This window comes from Comamonas sp. A23 (assembly GCF_004522605.1).
Lineage (GTDB): Bacteria > Pseudomonadota > Gammaproteobacteria > Burkholderiales > Burkholderiaceae_C > Comamonas > Comamonas thiooxydans.
Genome location: NZ_RSDT01000012.1, coordinates 78,644 through 89,831 on the forward strand (window position 1 = coordinate 78,644; position 11,188 = coordinate 89,831).

The following is an 11,188-nucleotide window of genomic DNA, read 5'->3' on the forward strand; positions in this document are numbered from 1 at the left end:
AGCCTGTTGTAACCCCTGAACCTTGAGAGCACTTCGATGAACTCCACTGCAACCTTTTATCCCGCGCCCGGCGGCATGCCCTTCTCTTCCGCAGTCCGCGCAGGCGGCCTTCTGATGCTGTCGGGGCAGATCCCCTTCGGCGAGGACAAGCGCCCGCTCACCGGCCCCATCGAAGAGCAGACACATGCCGTGCTCAAGGCCATCGCGGCGCGGCTGGAGGCTGTGGGCAGCTCGCTGGACGATGTGGTGAAGGCCAATATCTGGCTCAGCGACCTGGCTCATTTCGATGCCTTCAACAAGGTCTATGCAAGCTATTTCAAGGAAGGCCGTTACCCGGTGCGCAGCCTGGTGCAGGCCCAGCTGGTTTTTGGCGTTGGCGTTGAGATCGAAGTCCAGGCGCTGGATAAAACTGCCTGATCGCGCCATCATCAACTTCATTTTTTTCAGGAAACCTCCTCATGACCGATTTGTTTGAAAACCCCATGGGCCTGTGCGGCTTTGAGTTCGTCGAGTTCGCCTCGCCTGCAGACGGCGTGCTGGAGCCGCTGTTCGAGAAGCTGGGCTTCACGCTGGTGGCCAAGCATCGCTCCAAGGACGTGGTGCTGTATCGCCAGGGCGGCATCAATTTCATCATCAACCGCGAGCCCAGGAGTCAGGCAGCCTATTTCACGGCCGAGCACGGTCCCAGTGCCTGCGGCCTGGCTTTCCGTGTCAAGGATGCGCACAAGGCCTACAAGCGCGCGCTGGAGCTGGGCGCCCAGCCCGTGGACATTCCCACCGGCCCCATGGAACTGCGCCTGCCCGCCATCAAGGGTATCGGTGGTGCGCCGCTGTACCTGATCGACCGCTACGAAGACGGCAAGTCCATCTACGACATCGACTTCGAGTTTCTGCCCGGTGTGGACCGCAATCCCAAGGGCCACGGTTTCCAGGTCGTCGATCACCTCACGCACAACGTCTACCGCGGCCGCATGGCCTACTGGGCCGACTTCTACAACAAGCTGTTCAACTTCCAGGAAATCCGCTACTTCGACATCCAGGGCGAGTACACGGGCCTGACCTCCAAGGCCATGACTGCGCCTGACGGCCTGATCCGCATTCCTCTGAACGAGGAAGCCAAGCAGGGCGGTGGTCAGATCGAGGAATTCCTGATGAAGTTCAATGGCGAGGGCATACAGCACATCGCGCTGCTGTGCGAAGACCTGCCCACGGCCATCGACAGCTTGCAGATGGCTGGCATTCCGCTGCTGACTGCCCCCAACGACATCTATTACGAGAACCTTGCCAAGCGCCTCCCCGGCCACGGCCAGCCCGTGGGCGAGTTGCAGTCGCGTGGCATCTTGCTGGATGGCACCACCGAAGGCGGCCAGCCACGCCTGCTGTTGCAGATCTTCTCCGAGCCGCTGTTGGGCCCCGTGTTCTTCGAGTTCATCGAGCGCAAGGGAAACTACCGCGAAGGCTTTGGTGAGGGCAATTTCAAGGCGCTGTTCGAGTCCATGGAACGCGACCAGATCAACCGCGGCGTGCTCGAAACCGCCAAGGAGTGAGCACCATGAAGATCGACCGCTTTCGTACGGTGGGCGACAGCGGCTCGATCGGCAACTAGGGGCTGGACTGCGCACCACCGGCCTCATCGACCATGCGGACATGTATCGACTGATGCGGGCCACGCGGCAAGAGCGCCAGGCCCTGCGCCAGGCGCTTTCCGAAGGCTTGCATTTTCCGGGCGCTACGGTGCCTGGTGTCTGCGGCCGCCATGAACTGGCGGTGGGTGCGCCGTAGCCTGAGCGCTTCAGCGGCTTGCTCAAAGCGGGTCGTAGCGCGCGTGCCTGGGGTTGAACCAGCGCAGTTCCTGCTTGCCCAGGCTTTGCAGATGCTCCCGCGCCTGTTGGACAAGAGGCATTTTCAGATCCTTGGGCTGCAGCGGGCGTGACTTGCCGGCTTCTTCCAGTCGCAGCACGCTGGCTTGCTCCCAGGTATCGCTATAGCTGCGCACCACAAGACTCAGGCCGCCCAGCGTAAAGCGGTAGATGTCGTACTCGTAGTAGTACTCGTAAAAGCCTTCGGCATCAGCTTCGCTGGCGTCGATATGGTGGCTGAACTCCACCTGCATGATGTCCGTGTTCATGCCTCAGGTGCAATCGGTGTGCAGCCGATGCATGCCGCATTTCACGCAGCGAAACAGGTAGCCGCCCACCGGATCACCGGTCTTGCTGATGGCCTGCAGATAGCGCTCCGGCATGTTGGCTATATCGGCTTGCAACTCGGCCTGCAGGGTCTGGATTTCGGCGTAATCGGTATAGCCAAGAAAGGCACAGGGCTGGTTGCAATGCACCAGCCACTGCTCCTGTTGCCAGCTGTGATAGCTGGGCGTGCGTTCGCAGACTTCCAGCAGCACGTGATCCATGACGATGCTGTCAGGCTCGTCGGGATCGGCGCTCACGCCTTCAATGCCCAGGTAGTCGTTGAATTCGCCCTCATAGTGTTTGGCCGCGCTGCCGTCGGCAATACACCAGGGGCAGAGATAGTCCGGCTCTTCGCGGCTGTAAAACGAGCTGTTGTACTTGAGCTCACGCGCCTGGCCACAGCAGGAGCAGGTACCGCTTTCAGCCACAAACAGATCCAGTGCATAGGCATTGGGGCTGAGTCGGAATTTCGGCAAATCCATGGAGAGGTCCATTCAGGTCTGGCGATTCTGGACGATGTTTTGCAGCAGATTTCGGCAGGCATCTTCCACCAGATCGAGCACATGCTCGAAGCCGCTGTCGCCGCCATAGTAGGGATCGGGCACTTCGCGCTCGTCAAAGCGCTGGCAGTAGTCGGTCAGCAGCTTCATGCGCTGCTGCTGGGCGGGTGTGGCGATGCGGCGCGCAGCGACTTCGTTGGCGCTGTCCATCACCAGTACCAGGTCGAAAGCGTCGAAATCCTGCTTCGTCAGCTGCCGCGCACGCTGTCGGCTGAGGTCATAGCCCCGGCGGCGCGCATGTTGCTGGCTACGGGCATCGGGAGCCTCCCCTACGTGATAGCCGTGCGTGCCGGCGGAGTCCACTTGCACCAGATGCTGAAGACCCGCATCCGCCACCATTTTTTCCAGCACGCCGTGGGCAGTGGGACTGCGGCAGATGTTTCCGGTGCAGACCATGAGAACGCGAACGGGTTTGGCGGCAGTCATGGCTGATCTTTCACTGTGGCTTGTACTTCGGCCATCCTGGTTTCCAGTGTGCGGATCTGGGTCTTGAGCTGGCGCATGCTGCTTTGCATGGTCACGCCCAGCAGGCGACGCATGCCTTCGAAGAACAGCACCATGAAAAGCACCACGGGCAGGACACCCCAGCGCAGCCAGGGCGAGGCCTGGTTGAGCCATGCGACGGCGCAGACCACCACGGCCATGGCGACAGCAAGATAGTTCCATTTCCTCGAACTCTGCATCTTGCTTTCGTACTTCTGCGCGGTGGCTTCGAGCTGCTGTTCGGTGACTCTGAGTTTGGCAATCGACGCCTGAATCTCTTCAAGGCTGGAGGGCTTGTCTGACGGCATAGGGCAGATGGTCGTTAAGAGAAGAGGCGGGTGTTCTGCCTGCTTGAATTGATTTTGATAGCTGAAGGCACTTTATGGGAAAGCGCTGCAGCGATATTTGATTAGAAGTGGTGTGTGCTGCTCAATGCATCGAACTCTGCGCTCCACTGCTGGCGCAGGCTGCGCTTTTCGCTCTCGTCTATCCAGGCCGCATCGATGCCGTTGAGCATGAAGTCCCTGAGGTCGGCAATCGAAAAACCAAAGTCGCTGACCATCTTGGTCCAGGCCCCTGTGGGGTCCACATGGTGCAGCGTGGGGTCGTCGGTGTTGGGGTGGATGCGAATGCCCATGGAAGGCATTTTTCGGATCGGGTGGTCCAGCGCCCAGCGCTCGGGTGCGAGCGTGCGCAGATAGTAGGAGTTGGTCGGCACCACGGTGAACACAATGCCCAGATCGGCGCAGCGCTTGGCCAGATCCGAGTTGTCGATGACGGTGTAGCCGTGGTCGATGCGGTCCACCTTGAGAGTCTCTATGGCCGTTTGCAGATTGTTCCAGGGCAGGCCGAATTCGCTGGCATGGGCCGTGGTCTTGAGGCCGTTCTGGCGCGCCAGCGCATAGGCCTCGGCGAACAGCTCGGGCGGGCGCTCGTTTTCGCGGTAGTCGATGCCGATGCCGGGCACATCTTCATGGCGGTTGTCCAGCATCCATTGCACCATCTGCACGGCGGCCTCGGCCGGGGCTTCGCGGTCGATGGACGGCACCAGGCGGCCACGTATGCCGCAATCCTTTTGCGCGGCTGCGGCGCCGGCCAGGATGGCTTGCTGGGCGGCGGCATAGCTCATGCCCGAGCATTGCACCGTGCCCGTGGGGTTCCAGAAGAATTCGGCATAGCGCACATGGTGGGCTGCGGCATCCTGCAGGTATTCATAGGTAATGCGCTCCAGATCGGCCGGCGTCTGCAGCAGCCACTCGTCGAGTGCGCGCAGCACGCGCAGCACGCCCACGGGCTTTTCGCCGCGCGTGTAGAAAGCCTCGATCTCTTCGGCAGTCAGCGGCGCCTTGGCGCGCTGCACCAGTTCGATGAAGGTGTTTTTTCTGACCGTGCCCAGCAGATGGCAGTGCAACTCCATCTTGGGGATGGCGTGGGCAAAGGCGGTCAGTTCAGGTGTGGGGGCAGTAGGCGCGGCATTCATGCCGCAGATGGTAGTGGCTTGCGATCAGCCTTGCCGTAGGCAGTTTTACGTTACGGTGCCAGGAACAGCCGCGGCACGGACGCCGCCAGCATGGCGATGCCCGAGCAGGTCAGCAGGCTCAGCACGATCTGGCGAAAGCGGGCATCGCTCACGCCTTTGTAGACGCGGGTGCCGAAGATCACGGGCACCAGCACGGCCGGCAGCACGATGGCGAACGAGGGCCACATGGAGGGCTTGACCAGGCCGGTGGCCAGATAGCTGGCCATGGTGACGGCCAGCACCGAGAGGTTGAAGTTCTGGATCACCGTGCGTTGCACATGGCGCTCAAAGCCGCGCAGCGTGCACCACAGCGTGGGCACGGTGCCGCTGAAGCCGCCCAGCCCGCCCATGGCGCCGCCGATGAGCCCCGCAATCGCATCGCTGCAGCGGGCCAGCAGGCCGCCTCCCAGCGTCAGCCGGGGCAGGTGGGCGCTGAGCAGCATGGTGGGGCACCACAGCACCAGCAGGCAGCCCAGGCCGAACTTGAACCAGTCCATATTGAGATGCGGCATCACGGCCACGCCTATGGGAATGCCGGCCAGACCGCCGGCGATAAACGGCAGCAGCGACTTCCTGTGAAATTCGCGCCGCACGGTGAAGGCCGCAATGATCTGCCCCGTCAGCGAGCCGAACACCGAGAGCACGGCGGCCAGCTGCGGCTCCAGCACCCAGGCCCAGAACGACATGGCCACCATGCCGAAGGCAAAGCCCGACAGCCCTTGCACAAAGCCTGCCACCGCAGCCCCCAGGGCCACCACCAAGATCACTTCCACGTTCTGGCCTCCGTCTGAAGGCATCGATTATCGTCCCGCTCCAGCAGGGCATTGCCATGCAGTTCTGGCATGGCGGCAGGCCGCTGCGCTATCGTGCAGACCATGCAAGCATCATCTGTCTGGATTCTGGGGCTGCGCAATCTCTGGCGCGATCTGCGCGCTGGCGAGCTGCGCCTGATCATCGTGGCCGTGCTGCTGGCCGTGGCGGCACTGAGCTCGGTGGGTTTTTTTGCCGACCGCCTGCAAGCCGGCCTGCAGCGTGACGCCCGCCAGTTGCTGGGCGGCGATGTGGTGGTGGTCAGCGACAACCCCGCTCCCGCGGTTTTTGTGCAGCAGGCCAGGCAGCAGGGGCTGCAGACCGTGGCCACGGCCAGCTTTCCGACCATGGCGCGGGCCGCTCAGGAGCAGGGTGGTGCCAGCCGTCTGGTGGCGCTCAAAAGCGTGGAGCCCGGCTACCCGTTGCGCGGCGTGCTGCATCTGAACCAGGGGACGGGCCAGCCGGATCTGGAAGTGCGGGCGATTCCTGAAAACGGCCATGCATGGGTCGATGCGCCGCTGCTGGAGGCGCTGGGCCTGAAGCTCGGCGACAGATTGCTGCTGGGCGATGCGAGCTTTCATATCTCGCACATCATTGCCATCGAGCCCGATCGTGGCGCGGGTTTCATGAGCTTTGCCCCGCGCGTGATGATCAATAGCGCCGACCTGCCCGCCACGCGCCTGGTGCAGCCGGCCAGCCGCATCACCTATCGACTGGCCGTGGCTGCGCAGGCAGACGCCGGGCGCGGCGCAGAACGGGCTGCGCAAGACTATCTGGGCTGGGCGCAGGAGCTGGCCAAGAGCCTGCATGGCGTGCGTGTGGAATCGCTGGAAAGCGGCCGCCCCGAAATGCGCCAGACCCTGGACAGGGCCGAGAAGTTTCTGAGTCTGGTGGCGCTGCTATCGGCGTTGCTGTCGGCCGTGGCCGTGGCACTGGCGGCGCGTGCTTTTGCCAACAGCCATCTCGATGCGTCGGCCATGCTGCGCGTGCTCGGCCAGAGTCAGCGCCGTATTGCGCTGGCCTATGTCGTGGAATTCGTGAGCATTGCCCTGGCCGCCAGCGCGGCCGGCGTGCTGCTGGGCTGGGCCGTGCACCATGTGTTCATCTGGCTTCTGGCCGGACTGGTCGAGTCCGCCCTGCCTGGCGCGAGCCTGTGGCCCGCATTGTTCGGCATGGGCATGGGGCTGACCCTGTTGCTGGCGTTTGGCCTGCCGCCCGTGCTGCAGCTGGCCCAGGTGCCACCGCTGCGCGTGATGCGGCGCGATCTGGGGGCGCTCAAACCCGCCTCATGGCTGGTGCTGGGCGTGGGCGTGACGGGGTTTGCGGCCTTGCTGATGGTGGCTAGCCGCGACATCAAGCTGGGCCTGATTGCCGTGGGCGGCTTCGCCGTCGCCGTGTTGTTGTTCGCGGGCCTGGCCTGGCTGGCCGTCAAGCTGCTGCGCCAGGTGGTCAATGAGGCCACGGCGCCGCGATGGCTGGTAATGGCCACGCGCCAGGTCTCGGCCAAGCCCGTGTACGCCGTGGTGCAGGTCAGCTCGCTGGCCGTGGGGCTGCTGGCCCTGGTGCTGCTGGTACTGCTGCGCACCGATCTGATTGCCAGCTGGCGCAAGGCCACCCCTGCCAATGCGCCCGACCGCTTTGTGATCAATGTCCAGCCCGATCAGGCACAGGACTTTCAGGCCGCGCTGAAAAAGGCTGGCGTGCACAGCTATGACTGGTATCCCATGATTCGCGGCCGGCTGATCGCCGTTAACGACAAGGCCGTCAGCCCCGATGATTATGAGGAGGATCGCGCCAAGCGACTGGTGGACCGGGAGTTCAATATCTCCACTGCCGAAACCATGCCGGATCACAACCAGATCGTGGGCGGCCGCTGGCAGGCGGGCGAGCAGGGCGCGATCAGCATGGAGGAAGGCATTGCCAAGACCCTGGGCTTGAAGCTGGGCGATACGCTGCGCTTCGATATCGGCGGCGAGGAAAGCGAAGCCCGCATCACCAGTCTGCGCAAGGTGGACTGGAGTTCCATGCGCGCCAACTTCTTTGTGATCTACCCCGTGCAGCACCTGGATAACGTGGCCGTGACCTATCTGGCGGCCTATCGCGCGCCCGATATCAAGGGCTTTGACAATGCGCTGGTCAACGAATTTCCCAACATCACCAATGTCGACCTGAGCAGCACGCTGGCCCAGGTGCAGCAGGTGATGGACCAGGTCATACGCGCCGTGGAGTTCCTGTTCGGCTTCACGCTGGTGGCGGGGCTGGTCGTGCTGTTTGCTTCCGTTACCGGCACGCGTGAGGAAAGAGCGCGCGAATACGCCATCATGCGCGCCGTGGGAGCCAGGTCGGGCCTGCTGCAGCAGGTGCAGAGCGCCGAGCTGGCCGGAGTGGGCCTGATGGCCGGCTTTCTGGCCAGCTGCGTGGCCCTTGCCGTGGGCTGGGCGCTGGCGCGCTGGGTGTTCGATTTCGAGTGGAATGTGCTCTGGTGGGTGCCCCTGGTGGGCGCGCTGGCGGGCGCATTGCTGGCCTGGCTGGCCGGCTGGTGGGCCTTGCGCGAGGTGGTCAGCCGCCCCGTGATGATCACGCTGCGCCAGGCGGCGGAATAAGAATGTTCTAAGGCTAGCCCTTGAACAGCCGCTCGCTCGCAAAGTCCACAAAAGCCCGGACCTTGGGCGAGAGCTGGCGGCTGGAGGGCCAGAGTGCCGAGAACTGCCCGCTATGCGTGAGCTGCTCGGCCAGCACCTGCTGGAGCTCGCCACGCGCCAGTGCGTCGCGGGCCATGAAGTCGGGCATATAGGCCAGGCCCAGGCCTGAGACGGCTGCGCCCAGCATGGCTTCCATATTGTTGCAGACCAGGGCGATGGGCATGGCCGGCAGCCCGGGCAGCATCCACTCCTCGAGCTTGCCGCTGTTCAGAAAGCGATAGCGCAGGCTGCTGTGTCCGGCAAGGTCGGCCGGTGTGAGCGGCACGCCGCGCTCGGACAGATAGGCCGGCGAGGCTGCCAGAATGAAGCGAAACGGCCCGAGTCGGCGGGCCACCAGCCGCGAGTCGGCCAGCTCGCCGCTGCGGATGACCACATCGAGGCCGGCTTCGACAACATCGACCAGATGGTCGTTGAAGTCCAGATCCAGCTCCACCTCGGGATAGCGGGCCTGAAATTCGGGCAGCACGGGCAGCAGAAAACGGTAGCCGATGGTGGGCAGGCTCATGCGCAGCCGGCCTCGCGGCGCCTCGGCAGCGGCCTGCATGGCGGCGCGTGCATCGTGCAGCTCGTCGAGTATGCGCCGGCAGCGCTCGTGGAACAGGCTGCCTTCCTGCGTCAGACGCACCTGGCGTGTGGTGCGATGGAACAGGCGCAGGCCGAGCTGCTGCTCCAGGCGCGCCACGTTCTTGCCCACGGCGGAGGCCGAGATGCAGAGTGCGCGGCCGGCCTCGGCAAAGCTCAGAAGATCGGCGGCACGTACAAAGGACTCAAGTCCGCTGAAGCTGTCCATGGTAATTGGCAACCTTTGGTTGGTATTGTTGGGAGTGCTAAAGCTATTTTCGTTTGATTGGAGCGCTTTTATCGTTCATGTCTGATTGATTCACGACGCCAGCCCTCCATGTCCTGCTCCACTTCTCCATCCCGCCTGCAGGCGGATCTTCCTGTTGGCGCCCGCCGCGCATCGCCTGTCTGGGTGCTGCTATCAGTCTGCCTGACCGCTCTGGCCATGCCGCTGAGCTTTACCGGGCCGGCCGTGGCACTGCCGGCGCTGCGCGAGGCACTGGGCGGCGGCCCTCTGGCGCTGAACTGGGTCACCAATGCCTTCATGCTGAGCTTCGGCGCCACACTGATGGCGGCAGGAGCACTGGCCGATGTCTACGGGCGGCGGCGCGTGTTTCTGGCGGGGCTGGCCGTCGTGGCGGGCAGCGTGCTGCTGCAGGTCTGCCTGCAAGGCAAGAGGGCCATCATCGGCTTCGATCTGTTGCGGGCGCTGCAGGGACTGGGCGCGGCTGCTGCACTGGCGGCAGGCACGGCAGGCCTGGCCCAGGCCTACGATGGTGCCAGGCGTACCCGGGCCTTCAGTTTCGTGGGCACCTCCTTTGGTGTGGGACTGGCCTTCGGGCCATTGCTGTCGGGTTGGTTGCTGCAAAGCTGGGGTTGGCGCAGCGTGATGCTCAGCGCCGCCGTCGCAGCATTCGCTGCGCTGCTGCTGGGCCTGCGCCATATGCCGGAGTCGCGTAATCCGCAGGCACAGCGGCTGGACCTGCCGGGGGCGCTGTCGTTCACGCTGGCGCTGGCTCTGTTGACCTGGGGCATGCTGCAGGTCCCGGAAACGGGCTGGTCGCATGGCCGCACATGGCTGCCGCTGACGGCTGCCCTGCTGGCGGCAGCAGCCTTTGTGCAGATCGAGTGCCGCAGTGCCCACCCCATGCTGGACCTGTCGCTGTTCCGCTATCCGCGCTTTGTCGGTGTGCAGTTGCTGGCCGCAGCACCTGCCTATGCCTTCGTGGTGCTGCTGGTGCTGCTGCCGCTGCGCTTCATCGGCGTGGAAGGTCTGGCACCGCTCGAGGCCGGGCAGCGCATGTTCGTGCTGTCGCTACCCATGCTGTGCGTGCCGTTGCTGGCGGGCTGGCTCTCGCGCTGGCTGTCGGCAGCCTTGCTCTGTGGGGCGGGACTGCTGGTCTGCGCCGCGGGCTTGCTGTGGCTGGGCCGCTGCGCGCCCGGCTCGGACCTGGCGCAGATGGCCGCACCGCTGCTGCTGATTGGTCTGGGCATAGGCCTGCCCTGGGGGCTGATGGACGGGCTGGCCGTGACGGTGGTTCCGCGCGAGCGTGCCGGAATGGCCACGGGCATCTTCAGCACCGTGCGTGTGGCGGGCGAAGGCATTGCCCTGGCCGTGGTCGGGGCGGCGCTGGCAGCGCTGCTGGCGCGGGAGCTGGCGGTCATCTGGCCGTCCATGCCGCATGGCTCGGCCGTGGCCCAGATGCTGGTCACCGGCAATATGCAGGGAGCGCTGGCGCTGATGCAAGACGCATCAGCCGCCGAGCTGCTCAAGGCCTATGGCCTGGCTTTTTCCAGCTTGCTCGATGTGCTGGCGGGCGTGACGGTGCTGACGGCCGTCGGTGTTTTCGCATTCCTGCGCTCGGGTACGGACATGCAGCATGTCCGACAATCGGGACTGACTCGCAAAGCCGCTACACATGCAGATTGAAGAAAAGCCCCCGTTTGACACCCCCTACGAATGGATAGGCGGGGAAGAGAAAGTCCAGCAACTGGTGACCCGCTTCTATGACCTCATGGATCTGGAGCCCGGCTACAAGGAGCTGCGCGCCGCCCATGGCAGCACGCTGGCCGACGCGCGCCAGAAGCTGTTCTGGTTTCTCTGCGGCTGGCTGGGCGGCCCCGACTATTATCAGGATCGTTTCGGCCATCCGCGTCTGCGCATGCGCCATATGCCGTTTTCCATCGGCATCCAGGAGCGCGACCAGTGGGTGGCTTGCATGGATCAGGCCATGGGCGAGACCGAGGTGCCCGAGGCCTTGCGCACGCGTCTCAAGGCCAGTTTCATGAACACGGCGGACTGGATGCGCAATCGCGGCGCCTGAGTTCTTGCCCTCGGCTTCAAAGCGTCAAATTTCCTTCACGATG

13 protein-coding genes are annotated in these 11,188 nt (G+C 64.0%); 6 read left to right on the forward strand and 7 right to left on the reverse strand.

The window, feature by feature from the left end:
- The first annotated feature begins 36 nt into the window (after positions 1-36).
- The 3 genes from EIC84_RS21975 to EIC84_RS26560 all read left to right on the forward strand — a co-directional run bounded on the left by EIC84_RS21975 (position 37) and on the right by EIC84_RS26560 (position 1,782).
- Positions 37-417, forward strand: coding sequence for a RidA family protein (locus tag EIC84_RS21975; RefSeq protein ID WP_003065871.1), 381 nt, complete (start codon positions 37-39; stop codon positions 415-417).
- Positions 418-458: 41 nt separating this feature from the next.
- A complete protein-coding gene (hppD, locus tag EIC84_RS21980; protein ID WP_003065874.1) occupies positions 459-1,547 on the forward strand; it encodes a 4-hydroxyphenylpyruvate dioxygenase in 1,089 nt (362 codons plus the stop codon).
- Positions 1,548-1,647: 100 nt separating this feature from the next.
- The gene (locus EIC84_RS26560) at positions 1,648-1,782 is read left to right on the forward strand and encodes a hypothetical protein (RefSeq protein ID WP_003065878.1); all 135 of its coding nucleotides are present in this window, start codon (positions 1,648-1,650) and stop codon (positions 1,780-1,782) included.
- 22 nt (positions 1,783-1,804) lie between these two features.
- Here EIC84_RS26560 and EIC84_RS21985 read toward each other — a convergent pair whose 3' ends face one another.
- The 6 genes from EIC84_RS21985 to EIC84_RS22010 all read right to left on the reverse strand — a co-directional run bounded on the left by EIC84_RS21985 (position 1,805) and on the right by EIC84_RS22010 (position 5,545).
- Positions 1,805-2,128: a hypothetical protein gene (locus tag EIC84_RS21985; protein ID WP_003065880.1), complete on the reverse strand. Its 324-nt coding sequence runs from the start codon at positions 2,126-2,128 to the stop codon at positions 1,805-1,807.
- A 3-nt stretch (positions 2,129-2,131) separates the two neighbouring features.
- On the reverse strand, positions 2,132-2,668 hold the full coding sequence (locus EIC84_RS21990) for a CbrC family protein (RefSeq protein WP_034362134.1): 537 nt from the start codon (positions 2,666-2,668) through the stop codon (positions 2,132-2,134).
- 12 nt (positions 2,669-2,680) lie between these two features.
- The gene (locus tag EIC84_RS21995; RefSeq protein ID WP_003065884.1) at positions 2,681-3,172 is read right to left on the reverse strand and encodes a low molecular weight protein-tyrosine-phosphatase; all 492 of its coding nucleotides are present in this window, start codon (positions 3,170-3,172) and stop codon (positions 2,681-2,683) included.
- The gene (locus EIC84_RS22000; protein WP_003065886.1) at positions 3,169-3,537 is read right to left on the reverse strand and encodes a hypothetical protein; all 369 of its coding nucleotides are present in this window, start codon (positions 3,535-3,537) and stop codon (positions 3,169-3,171) included. Before EIC84_RS22000 ends, EIC84_RS21995 begins: the two co-directional genes overlap by 4 nt.
- 101 nt (positions 3,538-3,638) lie before the next feature.
- The gene (locus EIC84_RS22005; RefSeq protein ID WP_003065888.1) at positions 3,639-4,709 is read right to left on the reverse strand and encodes an adenosine deaminase; all 1,071 of its coding nucleotides are present in this window, start codon (positions 4,707-4,709) and stop codon (positions 3,639-3,641) included.
- Positions 4,710-4,759: 50 nt separating this feature from the next.
- Positions 4,760-5,545, reverse strand: coding sequence for a sulfite exporter TauE/SafE family protein (locus EIC84_RS22010; RefSeq protein ID WP_003065891.1), 786 nt, complete (start codon positions 5,543-5,545; stop codon positions 4,760-4,762).
- 45 nt (positions 5,546-5,590) lie between these two features.
- Between EIC84_RS22010 and EIC84_RS22015 the strand changes: the two genes are divergently transcribed.
- Complete coding sequence (locus tag EIC84_RS22015; protein ID WP_003065892.1) at positions 5,591-8,161, forward strand: ABC transporter permease; 2,571 nt, start codon at positions 5,591-5,593, stop codon at positions 8,159-8,161.
- 13 nt (positions 8,162-8,174) lie between these two features.
- Here the strand turns inward: EIC84_RS22015 and EIC84_RS22020 are convergent, their stop codons facing one another.
- On the reverse strand, positions 8,175-9,050 hold the full coding sequence (locus EIC84_RS22020) for a LysR family transcriptional regulator (protein ID WP_003065894.1): 876 nt from the start codon (positions 9,048-9,050) through the stop codon (positions 8,175-8,177).
- A 216-nt stretch (positions 9,051-9,266) separates the two neighbouring features.
- Between EIC84_RS22020 and EIC84_RS22025 the strand changes: the two genes are divergently transcribed.
- Complete coding sequence (locus EIC84_RS22025; protein WP_003065896.1) at positions 9,267-10,751, forward strand: MFS transporter; 1,485 nt, start codon at positions 9,267-9,269, stop codon at positions 10,749-10,751.
- On the forward strand, positions 10,741-11,145 hold the full coding sequence (locus EIC84_RS22030; RefSeq protein ID WP_003065899.1) for a group II truncated hemoglobin: 405 nt from the start codon (positions 10,741-10,743) through the stop codon (positions 11,143-11,145). Before EIC84_RS22025 ends, EIC84_RS22030 begins: the two co-directional genes overlap by 11 nt.
- Positions 11,146-11,188: the final 43 nt, after the last annotated feature.